The sequence below is a fragment of the Verticiella sediminum genome (assembly GCF_007558815.1).
Lineage (GTDB): Bacteria > Pseudomonadota > Gammaproteobacteria > Burkholderiales > Burkholderiaceae_B > Verticiella > Verticiella sediminum.
On sequence record NZ_VLTJ01000007.1, the window covers coordinates 200,928 to 224,057 of the forward strand.

The 23,130-nt window shown below is 69.3% G+C and carries 23 protein-coding genes and 1 pseudogene; 9 read left to right on the top strand and 15 right to left on the bottom strand.

Features of this window, described 5'->3' with window-relative positions:
• Positions 1 to 92: 92 nt before the first annotated feature.
• The 3 genes from lon to FOZ76_RS04285 form a co-directional block, all read right to left on the bottom strand.
• Positions 93 to 2,525 (bottom strand): endopeptidase La, encoded by a 2,433-nt coding sequence (gene lon / locus FOZ76_RS04275; RefSeq protein ID WP_143946892.1) that lies wholly within the window; start codon positions 2,523 to 2,525, stop codon positions 93 to 95.
• 13 nt (positions 2,526 to 2,538) lie between these two features.
• On the bottom strand, positions 2,539 to 2,952 hold the full coding sequence (locus tag FOZ76_RS04280) for an Hsp20/alpha crystallin family protein (protein ID WP_143946893.1): 414 nt from the start codon (positions 2,950 to 2,952) through the stop codon (positions 2,539 to 2,541).
• 146 nt (positions 2,953 to 3,098) lie between these two features.
• Positions 3,099 to 4,334 (bottom strand): lytic murein transglycosylase, encoded by a 1,236-nt coding sequence (locus tag FOZ76_RS04285; protein WP_246129281.1) that lies wholly within the window; start codon positions 4,332 to 4,334, stop codon positions 3,099 to 3,101.
• A 213-nt stretch (positions 4,335 to 4,547) separates the two neighbouring features.
• Here FOZ76_RS04285 and FOZ76_RS04290 point away from each other — a divergent pair, with 213 nt between their 5' ends.
• Both FOZ76_RS04290 and FOZ76_RS04295 read left to right on the top strand, forming a co-directional pair.
• Entirely contained in the window at positions 4,548 to 5,306 is a 759-nt protein-coding gene (locus tag FOZ76_RS04290) for a DUF72 domain-containing protein (RefSeq protein WP_143946895.1), read from the top strand.
• Between the two features lie 99 nt (positions 5,307 to 5,405).
• The gene (locus FOZ76_RS04295; RefSeq protein WP_246129282.1) at positions 5,406 to 8,213 is read left to right on the top strand and encodes a PQQ-binding-like beta-propeller repeat protein; all 2,808 of its coding nucleotides are present in this window, start codon (positions 5,406 to 5,408) and stop codon (positions 8,211 to 8,213) included.
• Positions 8,214 to 8,236: 23 nt separating this feature from the next.
• Here the strand turns inward: FOZ76_RS04295 and FOZ76_RS04300 are convergent, their stop codons facing one another.
• Entirely contained in the window at positions 8,237 to 8,905 is a 669-nt protein-coding gene (locus FOZ76_RS04300; RefSeq protein WP_246129283.1) for a hypothetical protein, read from the bottom strand.
• Positions 8,906 to 9,040: 135 nt separating this feature from the next.
• Here FOZ76_RS04300 and FOZ76_RS04305 point away from each other — a divergent pair, with 135 nt between their 5' ends.
• The gene (locus FOZ76_RS04305; protein ID WP_143946897.1) at positions 9,041 to 9,223 is read left to right on the top strand and encodes a DUF3008 family protein; all 183 of its coding nucleotides are present in this window, start codon (positions 9,041 to 9,043) and stop codon (positions 9,221 to 9,223) included.
• Between the two features lie 85 nt (positions 9,224 to 9,308).
• Here FOZ76_RS04305 and FOZ76_RS04310 read toward each other — a convergent pair whose 3' ends face one another.
• The gene (locus tag FOZ76_RS04310) at positions 9,309 to 9,995 is read right to left on the bottom strand and encodes a TetR/AcrR family transcriptional regulator (RefSeq protein ID WP_143946898.1); all 687 of its coding nucleotides are present in this window, start codon (positions 9,993 to 9,995) and stop codon (positions 9,309 to 9,311) included.
• 107 nt (positions 9,996 to 10,102) lie between these two features.
• Here FOZ76_RS04310 and FOZ76_RS04315 point away from each other — a divergent pair, with 107 nt between their 5' ends.
• Positions 10,103 to 10,531 carry a VOC family protein gene (locus tag FOZ76_RS04315; RefSeq protein ID WP_143946899.1) on the top strand — a complete coding sequence of 143 codons (429 nt, stop codon included), beginning with the start codon at positions 10,103 to 10,105 and terminating at the stop codon, positions 10,529 to 10,531.
• A gap of 75 nt (positions 10,532 to 10,606) precedes the next feature.
• Here the strand turns inward: FOZ76_RS04315 and dtd are convergent, their stop codons facing one another.
• The 3 genes from dtd to FOZ76_RS04330 form a co-directional block, all read right to left on the bottom strand.
• Positions 10,607 to 11,074, bottom strand: a complete 468-nt coding sequence (dtd, locus tag FOZ76_RS04320) for a D-aminoacyl-tRNA deacylase (RefSeq protein WP_143946900.1) — start codon at positions 11,072 to 11,074, stop codon at positions 10,607 to 10,609.
• Between the two features lie 57 nt (positions 11,075 to 11,131).
• The gene (locus FOZ76_RS04325; protein ID WP_143946901.1) at positions 11,132 to 11,545 is read right to left on the bottom strand and encodes a VOC family protein; all 414 of its coding nucleotides are present in this window, start codon (positions 11,543 to 11,545) and stop codon (positions 11,132 to 11,134) included.
• Positions 11,546 to 11,644: 99 nt separating this feature from the next.
• Positions 11,645 to 12,274, bottom strand: coding sequence for a class I SAM-dependent methyltransferase (locus tag FOZ76_RS04330; protein ID WP_143946902.1), 630 nt, complete (start codon positions 12,272 to 12,274; stop codon positions 11,645 to 11,647).
• A 324-nt stretch (positions 12,275 to 12,598) separates the two neighbouring features.
• Between FOZ76_RS04330 and FOZ76_RS04335 the strand changes: the two genes are divergently transcribed.
• Positions 12,599 to 13,396 (top strand): 5'-methylthioadenosine/adenosylhomocysteine nucleosidase, encoded by a 798-nt coding sequence (locus FOZ76_RS04335; RefSeq protein ID WP_143946903.1) that lies wholly within the window; start codon positions 12,599 to 12,601, stop codon positions 13,394 to 13,396.
• A complete protein-coding gene (locus tag FOZ76_RS04340; RefSeq protein WP_143946904.1) occupies positions 13,348 to 13,569 on the top strand; it encodes a hypothetical protein in 222 nt (73 codons plus the stop codon). Before FOZ76_RS04335 ends, FOZ76_RS04340 begins: the two co-directional genes overlap by 49 nt.
• Before the next feature lie 125 nt (positions 13,570 to 13,694).
• On the opposite strand, the gene FOZ76_RS04345 is transcribed toward FOZ76_RS04340, so the two are convergent.
• From FOZ76_RS04345 to grpE, 5 genes are all read right to left on the bottom strand, one after another.
• Entirely contained in the window at positions 13,695 to 14,288 is a 594-nt protein-coding gene (locus tag FOZ76_RS04345) for an NUDIX domain-containing protein (protein WP_143946905.1), read from the bottom strand.
• A gap of 46 nt (positions 14,289 to 14,334) precedes the next feature.
• The gene (locus tag FOZ76_RS04350; protein ID WP_143946906.1) at positions 14,335 to 15,627 is read right to left on the bottom strand and encodes a response regulator; all 1,293 of its coding nucleotides are present in this window, start codon (positions 15,625 to 15,627) and stop codon (positions 14,335 to 14,337) included.
• Between the two features lie 114 nt (positions 15,628 to 15,741).
• Positions 15,742 to 16,863, bottom strand: a complete 1,122-nt coding sequence (dnaJ, locus tag FOZ76_RS04355; protein ID WP_143946907.1) for a molecular chaperone DnaJ — start codon at positions 16,861 to 16,863, stop codon at positions 15,742 to 15,744.
• 205 nt (positions 16,864 to 17,068) lie between these two features.
• Positions 17,069 to 18,994, bottom strand: a complete 1,926-nt coding sequence (gene dnaK, locus FOZ76_RS04360; protein WP_143946908.1) for a molecular chaperone DnaK — start codon at positions 18,992 to 18,994, stop codon at positions 17,069 to 17,071.
• Positions 18,995 to 19,130: 136 nt separating this feature from the next.
• Positions 19,131 to 19,706 carry a nucleotide exchange factor GrpE gene (grpE, locus tag FOZ76_RS04365; protein WP_143946909.1) on the bottom strand — a complete coding sequence of 192 codons (576 nt, stop codon included), beginning with the start codon at positions 19,704 to 19,706 and terminating at the stop codon, positions 19,131 to 19,133.
• 379 nt (positions 19,707 to 20,085) lie between these two features.
• Here grpE and FOZ76_RS04370 point away from each other — a divergent pair, with 379 nt between their 5' ends.
• The 3 genes and pseudogenes from FOZ76_RS04370 to FOZ76_RS27860 all read left to right on the top strand — a co-directional run.
• Positions 20,086 to 20,424 carry an antibiotic biosynthesis monooxygenase family protein gene (locus FOZ76_RS04370; RefSeq protein WP_143946910.1) on the top strand — a complete coding sequence of 113 codons (339 nt, stop codon included), beginning with the start codon at positions 20,086 to 20,088 and terminating at the stop codon, positions 20,422 to 20,424.
• A gap of 15 nt (positions 20,425 to 20,439) precedes the next feature.
• The gene (locus FOZ76_RS04375) at positions 20,440 to 21,348 is read left to right on the top strand and encodes a sigma-70 family RNA polymerase sigma factor (RefSeq protein ID WP_143946911.1); all 909 of its coding nucleotides are present in this window, start codon (positions 20,440 to 20,442) and stop codon (positions 21,346 to 21,348) included.
• A gap of 2 nt (positions 21,349 to 21,350) precedes the next feature.
• Positions 21,351 to 21,565 (top strand): annotated as a pseudogene (locus FOZ76_RS27860) (YggS family pyridoxal phosphate-dependent enzyme); the annotation flags it as partial.
• Positions 21,566 to 21,770: 205 nt separating this feature from the next.
• Here FOZ76_RS27860 and FOZ76_RS04385 read toward each other — a convergent pair.
• Together FOZ76_RS04385 and hemH are read right to left on the bottom strand one after the other, a co-directional pair.
• Positions 21,771 to 22,028: a hypothetical protein gene (locus FOZ76_RS04385; RefSeq protein WP_143946912.1), complete on the bottom strand. Its 258-nt coding sequence runs from the start codon at positions 22,026 to 22,028 to the stop codon at positions 21,771 to 21,773.
• A complete protein-coding gene (gene hemH, locus FOZ76_RS04390; RefSeq protein WP_143946913.1) occupies positions 21,988 to 23,088 on the bottom strand; it encodes a ferrochelatase in 1,101 nt (366 codons plus the stop codon). The genes FOZ76_RS04385 and hemH overlap by 41 nt, the downstream gene beginning before the upstream one ends.
• Positions 23,089 to 23,130 lie beyond the last annotated feature (42 nt).

Sequence of the window (23,130 nt, forward strand, 5' to 3'; positions counted from 1 at the left end):
GCAGATAGCATGCCCTGCCGGCCGGCGCCTGTGCCGCGGCGGATCGCGCAGGCGCCGGTGTGGCGTCTGCGCGGCGGTCTGGCGTCCCGGCTTCAGGCCTGGGCTTCGGCCTCGTCCAGCGCCGGGCTGGGCGAGGCTGCCGCAGGGGCGGTCTCCAGCGCGTTCGCGATGGCCTGGTCGACCGTCTCCAGCCAGATGAAGGCCAGCCGGTTGCGCACGTCCTCGGGGATCTCCTCGTAGTCGCGCCGGTTGCGCGCCGGCAGCATCACCCGCGTGATGCCGGCACGGTCGGCGGCGATCACCTTCTCCTTGATGCCGCCGACCGGCAGGACCAGCCCGCGCAGGCTGATCTCGCCCGTCATCGCCGTATCCGCGCGCACGGTACGTCCGGTGAGCGCCGAGACCAGCGCGGTGTACATCGCCACCCCCGCGCTCGGGCCGTCCTTGGGAATCGCCCCGGCCGGCACGTGCACATGGATGTCGCTCTTTTCGAGCGCAGCGCTCTCGATGCCCAGCGATCCCGCGCGCGACTTGACCAGGCTCATCGCCGCCTGCGCGCTCTCGCGCATCACGTCGCCCAGTTGCCCGGTGAGCTGCAGGCGTCCCGAACCCGGCACGCGCGCCGCCTCGATGAAGAGGATGTCGCCGCCCACCGGCGTCCAGGCCAGGCCCGTGGCCACGCCCGGCACGCTCACGCGCATCGCCACCTCGTCCTCGAAGCGCTCCGCGCCGAGCAGATCGTGCAGTTGCGCCACGCCGATGGCCACCGGCTCGGTGTGCCCCTGCGCGAACTCGACCGCGGTGCGCCGAAAGGCCCTTGCGATCTCGCGCTCGAGGTTGCGCACGCCCGCCTCGCGCGTGTAGTGGCGGATGATGCGCACCACCGCCTCGTCGGTGATCGACGCCTGCTCGTCGCCCAGCCCGTTGGTTCTGCGCGCGCGCGGCACCAGGTAGCGCTTGGCGATCTGCAGCTTCTCTTCGTCGGTGTAGCCGCCCAGGCCGATGACTTCCATGCGGTCGCGCAGCGGGCCCGGGATGGATTCGAGCATGTTCGCGGTGGCGATGAACACCACGCGCGACAGGTCGAACGGCACGCCGAGGTAGTTGTCGCGGAAGGTGCCGTTCTGCTCCGGATCGAGCACTTCGAGCATCGCCGCGGCCGGGTCGCCATGCACGCCCGAGCCCATCTTGTCGATCTCGTCGAGCATCATGACGCAGTTGCGCTCGCCGACCTTGCGGATGCCCTGGATGATGTTGCCCGCCATGGCGCCGACATAGGTGCGGCGGTGGCCGCGGATCTCCGCCTCGTCATGTACGCCGCCCAGGCTCACGCGCACGAACTTGCGGCCCATGGCCCTGGCGATCGACTGGCCGAGCGAGGTCTTGCCCACGCCGGGCGGCCCGACGAAGCACAGGATGGGCGCCTTGCCTGTGGGCGCGAGCTTGCGCACGGCCAGGAACTCGATGATGCGCTTCTTGATCTTGTCCAGGCCGTAGTGGTCCTCGTCGAGCACGCGGCGCGCTTCGTCGATGTCGATCGGCGGGTCCACGGGCTCGGCCCAGGGCAGTTCGATCAGGGTATCGAGATACGTGCGGATCATGCCGTACTCGGCCGAGGCATCGGGCATGCGCTCGAGGCGGCGCAGCTCCTTCTTTGCCATCTTCTCGACGTCCTCGGGCATGCCGGCCTTGCCGATCGCCTCGCCCAGGTCGGCGAGCTCCTGGTTCTTGCCCTCGTCCTCGCCCAACTGCTTCTGGATCGCGGCCATCTGCTCGCGCAGGAGCACCTCGCGCTGGCGCTCGTCCAGCGAGGCCTTGGTCTGCTTGCCGATCTCGTGCGAGAGGCGCATCACCTCGATGCGCTGGGCGAGCAGCTTGGCGACCTTGTCCATGCGCTGGGCCAGGTCGATCGTCTGCAGGATGTCCTGCTTGACGTCGGTTTCCACGTCGAGATAGGCCGCGACCAGGTCGGTCAGGGACGAGGCCGAGTTCGCGCCGTTCACCGCCGCCAGCAGTTCGGGCGGCGTCTGCGGCAGGAGCTGCAGCGCTTCGACCGCCTGCGAGCGCAGGTTCATGAAGCGCGCCTCGATGTCGGGCTCGCCCACGCCTTCGGGCTCCTCGATGCGGCGTACCTTGGCGATCATGTAGGGCTTCTCGCGCACGAAGCTCTCGACGAAGAAGCGCTGCTGGCCTTCGGCGATGAGGTGATGGGTGCCGTCCGGCGCGGTGACGAAGCGCAGCACGTTGGCGCTCACGCCGATGCGGTGCATGCCGAGGGCGGTGGCCTCCTCCTCGGCGGCATCGCGCTGCATCAGGATGCCGACCGGCAGACCGCGGCGCACCGCTTCCTGGGCCGCGGCGACCGAGGACGCGCGCCCGGCGATCACCGGCATCACGACGCCGGGAAACAGCACGAAGTTGCGCACCGGGAGAATGATGAGTTCGTCGGGCCCGAGCTCGGGCCCGCGCGCTTGAGCGCCGCCGGTCTGGCCGGCGGCCGTGAAATTCGGATTTTGATCGGACATGGGGTCTCCGCGATCAGGCCAGCTTGCGCAGGACGATGGTCAAGCAGCCGTTGACGACAGCCGGGCGCCGCACTTCGAAGCGGCCGGCGGGCAGCGCCAGGCGACGCTCGAAGCGCCCCTGGGGCAGTTCCAGGCGATGGATGACGGCGACGTCCAGTTCGGGCGGACGCACGCGCTCGCCGGCAATGACGAGCACGCCGTTGTCTATCGTGACCTGGATGTGTTCGGGATCGACGCCCGGCAGCGCGGCCAGCACGAGCAGCGCGTCCTGCGTTTCGAGTACATCCACGGGGGGTTCCCAGGCCGGCGCGCGCGCCGTACGGCGTCCGGCCACCGGCTGGAACATCTGCCGGTGCATGCGTTCGGCGCGCGCCAGCATCTGGACTGCGTCCGACCACATCCACGCACGCGGATCGTTGTTCTTCATGTAAGGCCTCCTGATAGGGCCGTTCGGCCCTGGCGGCCGGCGCCATGCCGGCTGCCCGTTCCTCGAAAAAAGACGACCATGGCTGAACCCGCGCGCGTTGCGGGCGGTGCCGGGTGTCGTCGCCCCGGCACCGCCCTGCCCCGGACTCAGGCGCCTGCGCGGCGCAATGCCTGCAGGGCCTTCATGCCGGGCCGGCCGTCGACCGGCAGCCCCAGGCGCGCCTGCTCGGCCTCGATGGCCTCGCGGGTGCGCGCGCCGGGGATGCCGTCGGCGACGCCGACGTCGTGGCCTCGATCCAGCAGCCGCTGCTGCAGCTCGCGGATCTCGGCGCGCGACAGGCCGGGGTCGTCGGTCGGCCAGGGCGTGGTCAACCCGCTCCCGCCGGACAGGCGGTTCACGAGCAGGCTGACCGCCAGGGCATAACGCGGCGAGCGGTTGTAATGCAATATGGCGTCGAAATTCCGCGTTGCAAGAAACACCGGGCCATCGCGGCCGGCAGGCGCGAACAGATAGGCCTGGGCCTCCTTCGCCGAGCCCGCCAGGGCCGCGCCGTCGGCCGCGCGCACGCCGGCCTGCACCCATTGGGCGAGCGTGCGCCGGTCATCGCCCAGGGTGGCCTCGGCCGGCGAGGCGGGCAGCCGCGCGGCCAGGGCCTCGGGCAGGCGCACCTCCACCACGGGCGGCACCCCGCTCGTCCAGCGCACGCCGCGCTTGCGCAAGTGGTTGGCGCTCGAGGCCAGCGCATCCGGCAGCGAACCGTACAGATCGATGCGGCCATCGCCGTCGCCGTCGGCGGCCAGTTCATAGAACGAGGTGGGGATGAACTGCGTCATTCCGAAGGCCCCGCTCCACGATCCGACGAACTGCTCGGGCTGGACCACGTCGTCGCGCAGCAGCTTGATCGCCGCATAGACATTCGCCGCCCACAGCCGGTTCGATTCCGTGCAGGCGCGCGTCACCCAGGCATCCAGCACCGGCGTCTTGCCGAGCTGTCGTCCATAATTGGTCTCGATGCCGAAGATCGCGACCAGGGCGTGCTCCTCCACGCCGTAGGCCTGCTCGATGCGCGCCAGCTCGGCGGCCTGCTCGGCGAGCACCTTGCTGCCGTCGTCCACGCGTTCCTGGTCGACCGTCTTGGCGAGATACTCCCACCAGGTGTCGCGATGCTCGGGCTGGCTCTTGGCGGCACGCACCGTGCTCTCCAGGAGCGTGACGTTCTGCGTGTAGCGATCGAAGTCCGCCACGCTCACGCCCTGCGCGGGCGCCTGCGCGCGCAGGCGCTGCAGACAGCTCGACAAGGTATCGCCGGACTGCGCATGCGCGCCGGCGGACAGTACGCCCGCCAGCAAGGCGGGTCCCAGGACAACGAGACGGTGCAACATGATTCTCCCAATGATGAAGCCAGTGGTGCCCGCGGCGCCCACAGTGCATGGCGCCCGGCTGCCGACACCGCGCATCATGCGCCGAACGCAACGCGCTTGCCTAGGGCTTGTCCACGCGCTGGATTCCCCTGTGCGTCAACCGGCCCCAGGCCCGGGCTCGCCGGGCGGCCCCTCGACGCCCAGCAAGGAGCGCGCCCTCGAGCGGAGCCACCGATGAGCACCGCACGCAAGCCCGGCGCCATCCGCGTGGGCATCGGCGGCTGGCGCTACGCGCCCTGGCGCGAGACCTTCTATCCGCCCGGGCTGCCCGAGCGCGAGCAGCTCGCTTGGGCCAGCCGCCGCCTGAGCGCCATCGAGGTGAACGCCACCTTCTATCGCACCCAGACGCGCGACACCTACGCGAGCTGGCACGCCGCCACCCCGCCCGGCTTTCGCCTGGCGCTCAAGGCGCCGCGCTATGCCGTACAACGCCGGACGCTGGCCGAGGCCGGCCCGGCGATCGCGACGTTCGTCGAGAGCGGCATCGACGCGCTGCAGGCCAAGCTCGGCCCCATCCTCTGGCAGCTCACCGCCAACTACGCCTACGACGAGGCCGATCTCGCCGCCTTCTGCGCACTGCTGCCGCAGACGGTCGGCAAGCGGCGCCTGCACCACGTGCTGCAGGTCAGGCATGCGAGCTTCACGCCGGAACGCTGCCAGGCCCTGGCCGAGCGTCACGCCGTGGCGGTAGCCCATACCGACGATCCGCAGATCCCGGGCCACCCCGGCGGCGGCGTGTTCTATGCGCGCATGCTGCGCGCGCGCAGCGAGATCGAGACCGGCTATCCGGACGACGAACTGGACGAGCTGGCGCGCGAGGCGGCACGCTGGGCACGCCAGGCGAGCGAGGTCTACGTCTTCGTCATCAATGGCGCGAAGGAACGCGCGCCTGCGGCCGCACAGGCCCTGCTGGGCCGGCTCGACGCACCCTGACATCGTGTCGCCGCGGCCGTGGGCATCGAAAGTGCTACGAGCGGTTTCAGCCACGCCGGACCGACCAGCGCCGGCGAGCACCGAGACCGGAGGAAGAACATGCGGGCAGCGCGACACTCGACACTGTTGATCGTCACCGCCGTCGTCTTTGCCATCATGGCGTTGATGCTGCTGATCGGCGGCGTCTGGCTGATCGCACTCGGCGGATCCTGGTTCTACCTGATAGCCGGCCTCGCCATGGGCGCCACCGCCATCCTGCTCTCGCGCGGCGACGCCCGCGCGCTGTGGGTCCATGCCGGGCTCACCGTGTGCACCCTGGTCTGGAGCCTGTGGGAGGCGGGGCTGGACTGGTGGCCCCTGGCCGCGCGCGGCGACGTGGTCTTTCTGCTCGGCCTGTTTCTGCTCACGCCGTGGGTCCGGCGGCGCCTGAACATGCCGCGCACCGACCTGGTGCCGGTCTCCCAGCCGGTGCAGCATTCCGTGCCCACGCCCTCCGCCCGGGTGCCCGCCGAACCCACCGACGAAATCGCCCCGAGGGTGGCCGACGGTACAGCCATCGACCCGGCGGCCGCACCGGCGGAGACGGTCGAACCCGCTCGGCGCCCCTGGCAGACCGGGGCGCCGCACTATGCCGCCTGCGTCGCCCTGGGCAGCACGCTCGTCCTGTTCGCGGCCGTGGCCATCGCGTCCTGGTTCGTCGATCCTCATGACATCGACGGCCGGCTGCCACCCCAGCGAGCCGCCAGCTCGGACCAGGATCCGGCCGCGCCGGCCGTGCCGCCCGGAGAGTGGCACGCCTATGGGCGCACCGGATACGGACAGCGCTATTCGCCGCTGACCCAGATCACCCCGCAGAACGTCAGCGATCTGCGCGAGGCCTGGCGCTACCGGACGGGCGACGTGCGCGGGCGCCCGGGCGATCCCGAGGAGACCACCTTCGAAGTCACGCCGCTGAAGATCGGCAACCGCCTGATCTTCTGCACGCCGCACCAGTCGGTGATCGCACTGGACGCCACCAGCGGCGACGAGCTCTGGCGCTACGACCCGCTGATCCAGGGCGAGCTCGCGCTGCAGCACCTGACCTGCCGCGGCCTGTCCTATCACGATGGCCGCGGCTCTCCCATCGATCGCAGCCCGGCGGCCACGCCGCTGCTGGTGCCGGCAGCCGCGGGCTCGCCGGCGGACGCGCAAGGCGATGCCGCCGAGCGCAGCACGGGCGTGGCCGGCGGTCCCAACGTCGACGGCAGCCAGGCCGGCGACGACCCTCAGGACGCAGCGCCGACCAACGCGCCGCCCGGTACCGGGGCGTATGCGCAAGGCCAGTCCACGCCGTATACCCGCCCCGGCCAGCCGGTCGCGGCGGCGGACGCCCAGAGCACCCGCAACGACTGCGGTGCCAAGCTCTTCATGCCCACCGCCGATGGCCGCATCATCGCCCTCTCGCCCGAGGATGGCGCAGTCTGCGCCGACTTCGGCAGCGGCACCGGCCAGATCAATCTGTGGGACCGCATGCCCAACGTCAACCCTGGCTCGTACTACTCGACCTCGCCGGTCGTGGTCTCGCGCAACGTGCTGGTGGTCGCGGGTACGGTGCTCGACAACGTCTCCACCAGCGAAGCGTCGGGCGTGGTGCGCGGCTACGACGTGCACACCGGTGCCCTGCTGTGGAACTGGGATTCGGCAAATCCGGAGGCGACCGAGCCACTGGCGCCGGGCCAGACCTACACGCCGAATTCGCCCAACAGTTGGGCGCCCCTGAGCGTGGACGAAAGCCTGGGCCTGGTCTACGTGCCCATGGGCAACCAGCCGCCCGACCAGTGGGGCGGCAACCGCAGCGCCGAAGCGGGCCGCTACTCCTCGTCCGTGGTGGCCCTGGAACTGGCCAGCGGACGCGTGCGCTGGCATTTCCAGACGGTGCGCCACGACCTCTGGGATTACGACGTGCCGGCCCAGCCTTCGCTGGTCGATCTGGTCGTGGACGGACAGAACGTGCCGGCGCTGGTGCAGCCGACCAAGCAGGGCGACATCTACGTGCTCGATCGCCGCAGCGGCGAGCCGATTCTGCCAGTGGCCGACGTTGCCGCGCCGCAGGGCGCGGTCGAAGGCGACACCACCGCGCCCACCCAGCCCGCCTCCGCCCTGTCGTTCGCGGCGCCGCCGCTGACCGGGCGCGACATGTGGGGCGCCACGATGTTCGACCAGCTCGCCTGCCGCATCCAGCTCGCCCGCCTGCGCTACGAGGGCCGCTACACCCCGCCCTCGCTCGAGGGCACCCTGGTCTACCCCGGCAACTTCGGCACCTTCAACTGGGGCGGCGTGGCCATCGACCCGCAGCGCCAGATCGTGTTCGCGACGCCGACCCATCTCGCCTTCGTGTCGCAACTGGTGCCGCGCGAGGACGACACCACCTTGTATGTACAGGGTCAGGATACCGCGCAAGGCTCGCTGCCCTCGCTCAACGAGAACTTCGGCGCCCCGTACGCGGTGCGGCTGCAGCCCTTCCTGTCGCCGCTCAGCCTGCCGTGCCAGGCGCCGCCCTGGGGCTACGTGGCCGGCGCCGACCTCACGAGCGGCGAGATCGCCTGGAAGCATCGCAACGGCACCGTGCGCGATCGCTCGCCCATCCCCCTGCCGTTTCGCATGGGCGTGCCCAGCCTGGGCGGTCCGATGATCACCGCGGCGGGCGTCGGCTTTCTGTCGGGCACCATCGACTACTACGTACGCGCCTACGACGTCGACACCGGCGAGCGCCTGTGGCAGTCGCGCCTGCCCGCCGGCGCCCAGGCCACGCCCATGACCTACGTGGGCGAGGATGGGCGGCAGTACCTGCTGGTGGTCGCCGGCGGCCACGGCTCGCTGGAAACCAAGCCCGGCGACTACGTGATCGCCTACGCCCTGCCGCGCTGACCGTGCGCGCCGTGCCGGTGCGCTCAGCGCACCGGCAGGAAGGCGAAGAAGAGCAGGTTCTGCGCGTAATTGATGCCCAGCCTGCGCGAATTCTCGCCGAGCAGGCTGGCGATCAGGTCCAGGCGGCCGATGAGCGCGCCGAACTCGCGCTCGAAGCTCAGGTTCGCGCCGTCGGCGGCGATCTCGTTGGCGAACAGCAGGGGCTCGCCCGCCGCATTGCGCCTGCTGGCGAGCAGCCAGGCCGCGGCTTCGACGTTGCGCGCGGCGTTGTAGACATGCTGGCCGTTGAGCACGTCGAAGGCGTAGAAACGCGTCTTGCCGTTATGCGCCGCCACGATGGTATCGGCCAGGCCGTAGATGAGCGCCTGGACACGGTCGCCCTGGTAGGCCGGGTCGAGCGCCACGGCGAGGACCTGGATGTCGCGCAGGCCCGCGATGTCGGCCGGCGCGCGCTGTTCGGCGATGGCGCGACGCACGATACCGACGGCCTCGAGATGGCTCTGCCGCCCGGACTTGCGCCATTCGCGCGGATTGCGCCGATACAGCTTCTCGAGCAGCGTGTCCAGGCTGGCGAGATTCTCGCGCATGGCCACGCTCACCGTCCGATTGAAATCCGTCTGTACGAGCTGGTCCGGCGTCATCGTCTCGGTGCCCGGCGTGCCCAGATGCGCCCCCGGGGGGCCGGACGCCACACAGCCTGCCAGCAGGAGCGCGAGCAGTGCGCCCGCCCTCCTCACCCGGGCACCTTCCGGGGCATGTCGCTTGCTGCCCTGAATGCACGCGGCGCCTGCCGCACCACCCACCCATACCGATCCAAGGAGAGAATCATGCCAGCCAAATCCAAGGCCCAGCAGATGGCCGCCGGGGCAGCCCTCTCGGCCAAGCGCGGCGAGCGCAAACAGAGCGAACTCAAGGGCGCCTCGAAATCCATGTACAAGTCGATGGACAAAGCCGAATTAGAGCGCATGGCGTCCGGGCCCCGCAAGGGCAAACCTGAACACAAGCATTGAGCAGCACGCCTGCCTCGCGCCCGGGATGCGGCGGGGGTGGCGTTGACGGCCTCACTTGACGGCCTCGCGCACGCAGTGCCTCTGCTCAGCCACCCACAGCGCGCACGCACGGCAACCCGGCCTCCACCATGTCGAGCAGGCGCTCGGCCTGAGCCTCCACGGCGCCAGGTTCGGCCCCGCGCAGCGGGCCTTCGAGCGCCAGCCAGGCCATGCCGTGCACGGCCGACCAGGCCAGGTACTCGGCCCCCGGCCGCCGCGCCGGCTCGAGGATGCCGGCCGCGACCATTGCGTCCAGGGCCCGAGCCAGTAATTCGAACGGGTTGTAGCCCGAATCCCCCGCCGCCGCAGGGTCCCTGGGCCGCCCGGGCTGCGGGCCGAACACCCCCGCGAAGGCGGTCCTGAACAGCCCCGGTTCGCGCCGGGCGAAACGCAGATAGCCTTGCCCCACGGCCCGCAGCGCGCGCCGTGCGGCTTCCGGGCCCGGCTGGGCCAGCCACAGGCCGGTGCCCGCCGCTTCCATGTCGCGCGCGGCCTCGGCCAGCGCGGCGGCGCGCACCGCGTCCACCAAGGCGGCATGGTCGGCGAAATGCCGGTAGGCGGCATTGGGCGCGACCCCGACCTCGCGCGTGGCCGCGCGCAGTACTACGGCCTGCGGCCCGCCATGGCGTGCCAGTTCGAGCCCCGCCTGGATCAGGGCGCGGCGCAGATCGCCGTGGCGATAGGTGCGGCGTACAGCGCTGGGCTTGGCGGTAGCGGACACAGTGGCGGACATACGGTTGCAGACAGTCGGCAGGGCCGGTGGTATCTTTGTGGACACCGTACACATTATGCCCGGAACAAGCGTCCGCGCGTGCGGCCACCTCATCCAGGAGCGACATCATGAAGATCGAAGCGTATGTGGGTTTCAATGGCGACTGCGAGCAAGCCATGGAGTTCTACCGTAGCGTGTTCGGTGGCGAACTCAACATCATGCGTTGGGCCGAGGCTCCCGCCGACATGTCGTGCCCCGAGCAGGACCCGGCCTGGGGCCAGAAAGTGCTGCACTCGATACTCAAGCTGCCGGAGGCGGCCATCATGGCCAGCGACGTACCGCCGGCCATGGGCTACGTAGCGCCCAACTCGGCGATCTCGCTTGCGGTATCGCTGCCGAGCACGGAGGAAGGCCGGCGCGTGTTCACGGCCCTCTCGGCCGGCGGCGAGGTCGGCATGCCCATGACCAAGACCTTCTGGGCCGAAGCCTTCGGCATGGTGAAGGACAGATTCGGCGTGAGCTGGATGGTGAGCGCGGGCGTGGCGGAGTGCGACTGAAGGTCGCGCCCCGGACGTTCGCCGCCGCCGTTCATGGGGCAGCGCTGCACGCCGGCATACGGGAACGGCACGGCGTCACGGCGCCGGCGCGGCGCCGCCGCGCGTGCCCACCTGCAGCGGGATCGTCACCGGCCCGTCGTTGACCAGCGACACCTGCATGTCGGCGCCGAAGCGTCCGCAAGCCACCGGGGACACCTGGGCACGCGCACGCTGCACCAGGAGGTCGTACAGGCGCCGGGCGCGCTCGGGCGGCGCGGCACGGCTGAAGCCGGGCCGCGTGCCGCGCCGGGTGTCGGCCGCCAGCGTGAACTGGCTGACGATAAGCAGGCCGCCGTCCACATCGCGCAGGCTGCGGTTCATGCGCCCTTCGTCGTCCGGGAAGATGCGCAGACGCACCACCTTGTCGAAGAGTTGATCGACTTGGGCATCACCGTCGTCCGGTTCCGCACAGACCAGCAGCAGAATCCCGCGCCCGATCGCGCCGACCTCCTCGCCCTCGACATGCACGCTGGCGCGCGCCACCCGCTGCAGCAATCCGAGCATGTTCTTCACCCAAATCGGCAAGGATAGCGCGGCGCCGCAACCAGGTCCCAAGATGGCTCAGCCAGCCGCGGCCTGCCAGGGGTCGTAGGTGCCCACGCACCAGAGATGGCCTTCCGGATCGCGGCAGACGAACTGGTCGCCCGCCGCCTCGTCATGCCTGAGAGGGCTCACGATGCTGCCGCCGGCCGCCTGCACGCGCGCCAGCGCGGCGTAGGCATCGGCCACCACCAGGTAGGCGCTCTGCGTCACCGCGCCCAACGTCCCGGGCTCGCCCATCAGGCGGGAGAACTCGGAATCGCGCCGGTTGCCGAGCATCACCATCCCGTCGCCCAGGGTGAGTTCGGCGTGTTCGACCACGCCCTGGTCGTTGCGGTAGACCACGCGCTCGGCGAAGCCGAATGCCGTGCGCAGCCATTCGATCATGGCGTTCGCATCGCGATAGACGAGGCAGGAAATGACGGCCGAACCCATAGTGGCTTCCTCCGGTGAGCGCTCCTCGCAGCAAGGACCAAGCCCGTGCGGCCCTGCACTCCAGGGCCTGTCGACGCCATGTTCCTGCTGCGCGTATCCTCAGTGCACCTCTGCCTCGCCGCAGGCCGGCGCGACCGGTGTCGGCTGCGGGTGGCCGCGGGCCGGGCCGCGCCGGCTGATGCGATAAACCGTGGCGGGCGGCATGTTGCGCAGCACGGTGCCCACGCGCACGGCGCGCAGGCTCAGCCGATCCAGCATCCGGCGCGAGACCGGACAGCGCGGCCCGTACGTGAACTGGTACAGCGCGCCGCCCGGCGCCAGGTGGGCGAAGACGCCGCCGAGGATGGCCATGACCTTGCGCGGCGACATCGAGAGCAGCGGCAGACCGCTCACGACCGCTCCCATCTGCCGGCTGGCCAGGGCGTCGCAGCGACCGAGCCTGGCGGCGTCCATGTGCAGTACCTGCGCGGCAGGAAAGCGCCGCTCCAGCATGCGGGAGAACTCGCCGCCGAATTCCACGAGCGTCAGCGCCGACTCGGGCACGCCGCGCGCGAGCAGGGCCCGCGTGAATACCCCGGTGCCTGGACCCAGCTCCAGCACCGGGCCGGTGTCCGCGTCGATGTCCTTGGTGATGAGAGCGGCGAGGGCTTCGCCGGAAGGAATGATAGAAGCGACGCGCAGCGGGTGCGAAACCCAGGCACGCACGAAGGGGAGGATGTCGGTGGTCATTGGACTCCGTCTCATGGCCCGCGAACGACTGACGGGATGCTGGCCAGCCAAGTCCAAGCCGGCCCGGCCGGCGGCCGGCGCTCGCCCGAGGGCGAGCCGGCGCGACGCCCGATCGGTGCATCCTGCGCGCGGGAAAGCAGGCAGAATAACGTAAGCCCCGGGTGCCCACCATGTCCGGCCGACGAGCAAAGCGTAATTAAACGCGACACCGCACAAATCCGGCACGACGCTGGACTCGGCGATAATGCGCGCTTGTTTCATCCGGGCCGTTCCCGGCCCCCGCCCCTGCGCTGTCAGCGAGTTCACGCCGTACGAGGTCACGCCATGCCCACTCTGGCCATCCTGGCCGCCATGCCAGACGAAATCCAGGCCTTGCTGGCCGCCATGACCGGCCCCCGCCGCCACCTGATCGGACGCCGTGAATTCCACGAGGGCGCCATCGAAGGCGTCGACTGCGTCATTGCCATGGCGCGCATCGGCAAGGCCGCGGCCGCAGCCACCACCGTCACGCTGATCCGGGAGTTCGACGCCGACGCCGTGCTGGTCGCCGGCCTGGCCGGCGGCGTGCACGCCGAGGTCCGGGTGGGCGACGTGGTCGTCGCCGATACGCTCATGCAGTACGACCTCGACGCCAGCCCGATCTTTCCGCCCTATGAGGTACCGCTGCTCGGCATGACGCGCTTTGGCGCCTGCCCCGAGCTGTCCGGGATGCTGCGGCGCAGCGCTGACCGCTTCCTGGCGCAGGACGCGGCCGGCGCGATCGCCGCGGCGAGCGAAGGCCGGCTGCGGCTGGATGCGCCACGCACGCATCGCGGCCTGATCGCCACCGGCGATCGCTTCGTCAAGTGCGAGCAGACCATGGCGGCGGTGCGCGCGGCCGCGCCGGACGCCCTGTGCGTGGAGATGGAGGGGGCGGCGGTGGCCCAGGTATGCCACGAGTTCGAGCGGCCGTTCGCCGTGATACGCACCATCTCCGACCGCGCCGACACTACCGCCGACGCCGACTTTTCGGTGTTTCTCACCCAGGGAGCCGGCGCCTATGCCAGCGGCATTCTGCCCGGCGTCGTGCGCGATTGGGGCGCGGCGCATGCGAAGGCAGGTCCACCCCCTCCTGCACGCTGACAGGCCGCCACGACGGGCTGCGCCAGGCACTGTCCTCCCAGCTCGAACGCCGCTTCGGCCCGCTGCCCACGCACGCCCGCGAGCGCGTGCAGGCCGCGTCGCCGGACACCCTCCAGGCGGGGCTGCTGCGCGTGCTGGATGCGGCGGGGCTGGACGACGTGTTCGAGGATTGAGATAGCCAGTCATTCGGGCCCGTCAAGCCAGCACCTGCACCCTACAAGCCGGCTCCGCTGTGCGCCGGATCGCAGCACCGCAGTTTCATGGCCGCGCGCGGCCAGGCTTGCTTTTTGGCTGGTGGTCAACCCAGCCTGGCCGGCTGCCAATCGGGCTGCCACTCGCCCTCGTCCATTGCGCGCAAGCGCAGCGCGCATGAGAGCGTCTTGGCGTCCGTGATGCTTCCGTCCAGGCAGGCCCGCGCCAGCTCGTCGCGCGACATGGTGAACACATCGAGGAACTCGCCTTCATCGAGCTTGCGCTCGCCCGCGCGCAGGCCGCGCGCGAGATAGACGTGCAGCACTTCGTCGGAATAGCCGATCGCGATATGGATCTGGCCGGCATAGGCCCATTGCATCGCCGAATAGCCGGTTTCCTCGCGCAGCTCGCGCTCGCCGCAGACCTGCAGATCTTCGCCGGGATCGAGCTTGCCGGCCGGGAACTCGATCATCGCCTGCCGCACCGGATAGCGGTACTGCCTTTCCATGACCAGCCTGCCGTCGTCGAGCAGCGGAATCACCACCACCGCGCCCGGATGCACGATGTACTCGCGCGTCGTGGTGGCGCCGTCGGGTAGCCGGACGTGGTCGCGCCGGACTTCGAGGAAGCCGCCGCGCACCAGGACTTCGGAATCGAGCGTGGTTTCGGTCAGGGAGGATGTGGACGTGTTCTGCGACATGGGATCTCGCACGGGTGGGAACCAAACGCCACTGTAACCCGCCTGCTCAACCGGCACGCGCCGCGCGCAGCGCCGCTTCCAGCGACTCCGGGCTGTAGGGTTTGGGCAGCACCGCCGCGCCCAGGCCGGCGGCATCGATCGCCACATCGTCGTAGCCGGAAGCGATCACGATGCCGATCTCCGGGTACTCCTGGCGTACCGCCATGGCGAGCGCCGTCCCGCTCATGCCCGGCAGGCTGACGTCCGTACAGACGACATCGAAACTGGCGCCCTCGGCGAGCATCTGCAACCCCGCCTCGGCCGTCTCGACCGCCGTCACTTGGTGGCCCAGCAGTTCGAGCAGGTCGCGCGCGGCGTCGCGCGTCTCCGAGCTGTCCTCGACCAGCAGGATGTTCAGGCTCTCGGGCGCCGCATTGCCCGTGACGCCGGGTTCGGCCAGGGCGGAGGTCGTGCTCTGCGCGGTCGCCTCGCGAAAGAGCAGGCGCTGTTCGCGGTTGCGCAGCAGGTGCCTGACCTGGCTGAGCAGTTGGGCCGCGGTATAGGGCCGCGCCAGATTGACCGCGCCCAGGGTGGTGCGCAGCCCTGCACCTCCGCCCGTCGCCTGCAGCACCTCGACATCGTCGATCGCGGCGAAGGCGCTGCGCGCGAGCGTATCGGCGCCGTCCACGAGGTCGATGAACACCAGCCCCAGGCCGCCGGCCGGGCTGGCGTCGAAACAGCGCATCGCCGCCTCCGCGCTGTCCACCTCGTACACCTGGTAGCCCGCTTCGCGCAGGGCGAGGCCGGCAAGCTCGCGCCGCGCCGCGTCGGTGCTGACGATCAGCAGTGCGTCGCGGGCGCCCGCCTGCGCGTCGGCAACCGGCGGTTCGGCGTGACTCGCGGGTGTGTAGAAGGCGGCCGCGGCGGCCAGGCTACCGGGCGAGCTCTGCCCGTCGAGCACCTCATTCTGGCCCGGCAGCGCGGCGTAGCCTGGCGGCACCAGGCAGTGCAGCAGGGCCTCGGGCTGGCCCGTGACGCCCAGCATCGGAACGTTGACCGCGCGCCAGCGCGCGCCTTGCGGCTGGCCATCGGCGCCCGGCCAGCCCGGACGCAGGACCATGCTCTCGCGCCGGCCGTGGAACATCGGCGCGAACAGCGCGTCGCGAAACGGCTGGACGTCGGCGGGGTCCATGCCCTGCAGGCAATCGAACAACGAACGCCCGACCAGCCACTGCGGCTTGACCTCGAGCAGTTGGAGGAAGGCGTCGTTCGCCGCCACCACGATCATGTCGCGGGTGAGCAAGGCGCTCGGCAGCGGGAAAGCCCGGAAGACGGCCTGATAGTCGATGCTGCCCCGCATGGTCACTCACCCTCTACATGTCGGACGAAGCGAGAGGCTACCGCAACTTGCGCGCCCGCGCAGCGACTACCTTGCAACAACACCGTCACGCGGCCGCGGGCCGCGCCGACGGCCTCAACTGAAGAACGATTTCACCCGTTCCGTCCATGACTTGCTCTGGGGCGAATGGCGCGCCCCGCCCTCGCTGAGCGAATCCGCGAACTGCTGCAGGATCGCCTTCTGCTCTTCGGTGAGGCGCACCGGCGTCTCGACCGATACGTGGCAATACAAATCGCCCGGGTAGCTCGAACGGATGCCCTTCAAGCCCTTGCCGCGCAGGCGGAAGGTCTTGCCGCTCTGGGTGCCCTCGGGCACGGTGATCTCGGCGCGCCCGTTCAATGTCGGTACCTGGATGTCGCCGCCCAGCGCCGCCGTGGTGAACGGAATCGGCAACTCGCAGTGCAGGTCGTCGCCCTCGCGCTGGAAGATGTCATGCGGCTTGAGTCGGACCTCGACATACAGGTCGCCCGGCGGCCCGCCGTTCACGCCCGGCTCGCCGTTGCCCGAGGAGCGGATGCGCATGCCGTCGTCGATGCCGGCGGGAATCTTGACCTGCAGCGTCTTGTTGGTCTTGACGCGGCCCACGCCGTCGCAATGCGCGCAGGGTTCGGGAATCACCTTGCCCGTGCCATGGCAGGTGGGGCACGTCTGCTGCACGCTGAAAAAGCCCTGCTGCATGCGCACCGCGCCGGCGCCACCGCAGGTGTGGCAGGTCTTGGGCTGAGTGCCCGGCTTGGCACCGCTGCCGTGGCACACGTCACAGCTTTCCCAACTGGGCACGCGGATCTCGGTGTCGAAGCCCGCAGCCGCCTGCTCCAGCGTGATTTCCATGCCGTAGCGCAGGTCGGCGCCGCGATACACCTGCGGGCCGCCGCCGCCCCGGGCGCGCCCGCCGCCGAAGATCTCGCCGAAGATGTCGCCGAAGGCGTCCGCGAAATGCGCGCCGCCGCCCGCCCCGGCCGCGGCCGAAGGATCGACGCCGGCATGGCCGAAGCGGTCATAGGCGGCACGCTTCTGGGAGTCGGCAAGGACCTCATAGGCCTCCTTGCACTCCTTGAACTTGGCCTCGGCCTCTTTGCTGTCCGGATTGCGGTCCGGGTGGTACTTCATGGCCAGCTTGCGGTAGGCCTTCTTCAGCTCTTCGTCCGAAGCGTTCTTGGCTACGCCCAGAACTTCGTAAAAATCGCGTTTCGCCATCGTCGTCAGCGTTGAGGGCGCGCCGGCAGGATCTGCCGCCCGCGCGCCGAGGATTCATGGGGCCCTGCCGCGCAGGGGCCCGAAAAAAACACCGCCGTCCGCCTGCGCAGCCGCAGTGGCTCGCGAACGACAATACCCATGGACAAAAGGAACCGCATCATGCCTGCGAAGCGGCATGATGCGGTTCCCTGTACCTCGCGGCCGATCAGGAGTCGCGCTTGACTTCCTTGAAGTCGGCATCGACGACGTTGTCGTCGGCCGGCTTGGCTTCCTGCTGCGGCTGTGCGCCGCCCGCCTGCTGCTGGGCCTGCATGTCGGCATACATCTTCTCGCCGAGCTTCTGCGAGGCTTCGGTCAGGGCCGCGACCTTGGCATCGATCTGCGCCTTGTCACCTTCCTTGAGCACGTCCTCGACGTCCTTGATGGCCTTCTCGATGGCTTCCTTCTCGGGCGCATCGAGCTTCTCGCCATACTCGGTGAGCGACTTGCGGGTCGCGTGCACCAGGGCGTCGGCCTGGTTGCGCGCCTGCGCCAGCTCGGCGACCCGATGGTCTTCCTCGGCGTTCTGCTCGGCGTCGCGCACCATGCGCTGGATTTCCTCTTCCGTCAAGCCCGAATTGGCCTTGATGGTGATCTTGTTCTCCTTGCCGGTGCCCTTGTCCTTGGCCGACACGTGCAGGATGCCGTTGGCGTCGATGTCGAAGGTGACCTCGATCTGCGGCAGGCCGCGCGCCGCCGGCGCAATGCCTTCCAGGTTGAACTCGCCGAGCAGCTTGTTGGCCGAGGCGATCTCGCGCTCGCCCTGGAACACCTTGATGGTCACCGCCGGCTGGTTGTCGTCGGCCGTGGAGAACACCTGCGAGAACTTGGTCGGGATCGTGGTGTTCTTGGTGATCATCTTGGTCATCACGCCGCCCAGGGTCTCGATGCCCAGCGACAGCGGGGTGACGTCCAGCAGCAGCACGTCCTTGCGCTCGCCCGAGAGCACCGAGCCCTGGATCGCGGCGCCGGCGGCCACGGCTTCGTCCGGGTTGACGTCCTTGCGCGGATCGCGGCCGAAGAATTCCTTGACCTTGTCCTGCACCTTCGGCATGCGGGTCATGCCGCCGACCAGGATCACGTCATCGATGTCCGACACCTTCACGCCGGCATCCTTGATGGCGGTGCGGCACGGCTCGATGGTGCGCTCGATCAGCTCCTCGACCAGCGCTTCCAGCTTGGCGCGCGTGATCTTCAGGTTCAGGTGCTTCGGACCGGAGGCATCTGCCGTGATGTACGGCAGGTTGATCTCGGTCTGCTGGCTGGACGACAGCTCGATCTTGGCCTTCTCGGCAGCTTCCTTCAGGCGCTGCAGGGCGAGCACGTCCTTGCCCAGGTCCACGCCCTGGTCCTTCTTGAACTCGGCGATGATGTAGTCGATGATGCGCTGGTCGAAGTCCTCGCCGCCGAGGAAGGTGTCGCCGTTGGTCGAGAGCACTTCGAACTGCTTCTCGCCGTCGACGTCGGCGATTTCGATGATCGACACGTCGAAGGTGCCGCCGCCCAGGTCATACACCGCGATCTTGCGGTCGCCCTTCTCGCTCTTGTCCAGGCCGAAGGCCAGCGCGGCCGCGGTCGGCTCGTTGATGATGCGCTTGACGTCCAGGCCCGCGATGCGGCCGGCGTCCTTGGTGGCCTGGCGCTGGCTGTCGTTGAAGTAGGCCGGCACGGTGATCACGGCTTCCGTGACTTCCTCGCCGAGGTAATCTTCGGCCGTCTTCTTCATCTTGCGCAGCACCTCGGCCGAGACCTGGGGAGGCGCGAGCTTCTGGCCGCGCACTTCGACCCAGGCGTCGCCGTTGTCCGCCTTGACGATCTTGTAGGGCATCAGGCCGATGTCCTTCTGTACTGCCTTTTCCTCGAACTTGCGGCCGATCAGGCGCTTGACCGCATACAGCGTGTTGGCCGGATTGGTCACGGCCTGACGCTTGGCGGGCGCGCCGACGAGGATCTCGCCGTCTTCCATGTACGCCACGATCGAAGGCGTGGTGCGCGCGCCCTCGGCATTCTCGATGATCCTGACTTGACCTCCCTCGAGCACCGCCACGCAGCTATTGGTGGTGCCCAGGTCGATACCGATGATCTTGCCCATGATGAGTTGTTCCTGAGAGTTGTTCGTGTATGGGGTCGGACCGCCCAGCCTTCGCTGCGCCACGACCCGGATGCATCCAATCTTGGGTTGGCGTCGGGGTTTTCAAGCCGGTTTTCCGGCCGCCCGACAAAATCTCTTACGCAGCCACCACCACCAGCGCGGGCCGCAGCACGCGGTCGGCGATGAGATACCCCTTCTGCAGCACCTGCACCACCGTGTTGGACGCCTGCTCGGCCGGTACGGAGGAGATCGCCTGGTGGCGGTGCGGATCGAATTTCTCGCCCGCCGCGGGGGCGATCTCCGCCAACTGGTTGCGCTCGAAGGCGTTGACGAGCTGGCGCAGCGTGGATTCGACGCCCGACTGCCAGGCCGCGGCCTCCTGGTTCGGCTGGGCCAGGGCGGCCTCCAGGCTGTCCTTGACCGGCACCAGGCTCTCCGCGAAGGACTCGATACCGAACTTGCGCGCCTTGACCACCTCGTCCTGGGCGCGGCGCCGCGCGTTCTCGGCATCGGCATGGGCGCGCAGGACCTGGTCCCGGGCCTCGGCGAGCTGGGCTTCGAGCTCCGTCACGCGGGCCTGCAGCGCGTCGACCGCGTCCACGCCCCCCGCTTCGGGCGCGGCGCCGGCCTCGGGCGCCGCCGGCGCCTGAGGGTCGACCGCCTCGCCCGTCGGCGGCGGTTGATTGGGATCGATATCTTGGTGAGCCGACATCGGCATCCTCCATGTTGCAACGAGTGTGTTCTGGAATCTCGGCGGAGACCCCAACGTCGCCAGGGTCTCTGTTACTCGCCAGACATGGGGACTGCCGGCATGGGTTCAAGGGGCATGGGAGGATTTTTTTGCACGGAGCAGCCGGGACGCCGGCCGCCGCACCGCCATCCTTGGGCCGGCGTTGCCGCCGAGGCAGGCATCGGCGCGGCCAGCCCGGCCCTCCCCGCGCCCGCCGCGCACGCGGCATTGAAAACCTTCAAAAAAACTCTCTCGTCGAGTTTTCAACCACGTCACGTTTCGGCAGCCACCGTTGTCATGTCTCTGGCGGCACCGATTTCCGGAGCCGCCGTTGCCATCTCACCATTGCAAAGGAAAAACAATGCCCAGCAAGAACACGGCGGCGATCGACCCCCAAGCGACATACCTGACGCTGATCAATGTCTACGAGGTCGAGCCCGATTGGCAGGCCGAACTGGCGAAGGCGCTTTCGGAATCGACCGAGAACACCATCCGGCATCAGCCCGGCTTCGTTTCCGTCTGCATTCACAGCAGCCTCGACGGCACGAAGGTGGTGAACTACGCCCAATGGGCGTCGAAGGAGCATTTCGAGGGCTTCATGAAAAAGCCGGAGACGCAGGAGCAGCTCAAGCAGTTCGCCGCCCTCGCGACATCGGTCGCGCCGAGCCTCTACCAGGTCTCCGCAGTTCACGCAGCATAGCGAACGGGCAGCAAGATGAACGACACCTCTTTCACTGAGCCGCCATTTTCCGACATACGTCCTCGTCTCGTCCGTCTGGCATACCGGATGCTCGGCTCGGTCGCGGATGCCGAGGATGTCGTTCAGGATGCCTATCTGCGCTGGCTGGCGGCTGACCGCGACACGGTGCGCCAGCCAGCGGCCTTGCTGCGCACCATAGTGACCCGGCTCTGCCTGAACGAATTGAAATCCGCTCGGCGCAGGCGCAGGGCCTATATCGGGCCGTGGTTGCCCGAGCCCATCGTCGAAGCCGAGGGGGCGGATTCCATCGACGACATCACGCTTGCGCTGATGATGGTGCTCGAACGCCTGTCTCCATTGGAACGAGCAGCATTCCTACTGCACGATGTCTTCGGCATCGGATTTGACGATATTGCCAGCGCCATAGATCGCGATACCGCGGCATGCCGAAAACTCGCCAGTCGAGCACGGGCGCACATTCAGGCCGCCCGCCCTCGCTTCCCAGTGACGAAAGAGCGTGGACTGGAGATTGCCGCCGCCTTCTTCGCTGCGTCCCGTAACGGTGACCTGGACAGCCTGCGGTCACTACTCGGAGACGACGTGACGACCTGCACCGATGGCGGCGGCAAAGTGCCCGCCTCGCCGCGCCCGCTGATCGGCATCGCAGAGGTGATGGCGCGGCACATCCAGCTTGCGCAGGCGTTCGTCGAGTCGCCATCGGTTCTGATCCGCTACGCCGTGATCGACGGGCTACCCGGTTTCGTCACCGTCGAGGGTGGCGGGATCGTGCAGACCACCGCTTTGCAGATCGAGCAGGAAAAGATTGTCGCGATCTACATCACCAGAAACCCGGACAAGCTGCAGCACCTGAACGGTGGCTCGATCAGCGGCACAGCGCGCGCAGCACGTTCGCCAGCTTCTTGACGGGCGAAAATAACGTCCAGGAGGCACACCGCAAATGGCAGGCCATGCAGGACTTGACCGACCTGCAATGGTCGGTCATCGGTCGTCTGCAAACCAACTAGGCCAAGCTGGTGGCCCGCTTCGCCGCCGAGTTCCAGGCGCTGGATCGCTGCTGCAAATCGAAAGGCGTCCGCTCGATGTGTTCGAGCAGGTCAACGCCTCCGGCGAGGCCGAACGAGTGCGCCAGTGCTTGATGACCGGGATCGAACTTCAAGAGCAGCAGAGTCACGGGAGGTGCGCCACCCTGGCCGCCGGGGTCGGGCAGGCATCGCGCAGCGTCCGCTGGCGGGCACGGCGACGCGTTGGCTGCGCGCAAGGAATGGGAGCGTGGGGTCGCGGTCGGCCACCCCAGGGGCCGCGGCCCCTGGGTCGCTGGATGGCCTTCAGCGCTTGGCGCCGCGGTCGTTCGCGTGGTCGGGATCGTTCACCGGCAGGGGGTCGCTGGCCGGAAAGGTCTCGTCGAGTGCTTCGTCCAGTTCGCGCTCGCCTGCGTCCTCGCGCCCCTTCTCGCGCGGCACGGACTTGCCGGCATCGGGCGAGACCGGATCGCTCGCCGGAAAAGTGTCGTCGATCGCCCGATCCAGTTCCGCCTCGCGTTTGTCAGTCTTGTTCTCGGCGGTCTTCTTCGGGGGTTGGGTCATGACTCGTCCTCACATCGTGGCTGGAACCGGGAGCCCAACCTAGCAAGTTGCGTTCCGCCAGCGTGGCCAGGGCGTCGATCCAGGCCGGCTCGGCATTGAGCGCCGGGATGTAGCGCAAGGCTTGGCCGCCGGCGTCGCGAAACGTGCGGGCACAGCCCTGCGCGACTTCTTCCAGGGTTTCGAGGCAGTCGGCGGCGAAGCCCGGACAGACCACGTCCAGCGTGCGCACGCCCTGCCCGGCCAGCGCGCGCGCGGTAGGCTCGGTGTAGGGCTGCAGCCACTCGGCCGCGCCGAAGCGGCTCTGGAAGGTCATGGTCCAGGCATCGTCGGCCAGGCCGAGCGCACGGGCGAGGTGGCGCGAGGTCGCCTCGCACTCGGCGTGGTAGGGGTCGCCCAGCGCCACCGAGGCCTTGGGCAGGCCGTGATAGCTCATCAACAAGTGCCCGCCCCGCCCCTGGCTGCGCCAGTGCGCGCGCACGCTCTCGGCGAGCGCGGCAATGTAGCCGGCATCCTCGCTGTAGCGCAGGACGAAGCGCGTCTCGGGCTGGTTGCGCAGCCGCGCCAGATGGGCGGCCACAGCGTCGACCACGGTGGCCGTGGTGCTCGCCGAATACTGCGGATAGAGCGGGAGCACCAGAATGCGCCCGCAGCCGCGCGCGCGCAGGCCGTCGATCGCCCCGGCGAGCGCGGGCTCGCCATAGCGCATGGCCAGCACCACCTCGGCCGCGACCCCGCGCTCGCGCAGCCGGGCCTGCAGCGCGTCGCGCTGCGCGAGGCTGTGCACCAGCAGGGGCGAGCCGCCCGGCAGCCAGACCGAGGCATAGTTGTGCTGGATGCGCCGCGGCCTCAGCCAGGCCACCGGGCCGTTCAGGATGGGCCACCACAGCCAGCGCGGCAGTTCCACCACCCGCGGGTCGGACAGGAATTCGCGCAGGAAGCGCCGGATCGCCGCCGGCTCGGGCGCGCTGGGCGTGCCCAGGTTGACCAGGACGATGCCGGGCACCCCGCGCAGGGGGGCGTGCGCCGGCACCTCGGGCTCGGGCAGAAAGCGGGATCTCATGGCGCCGCCGTACCGGCGCCCGGCGGCCGACCCGGCCGCCTG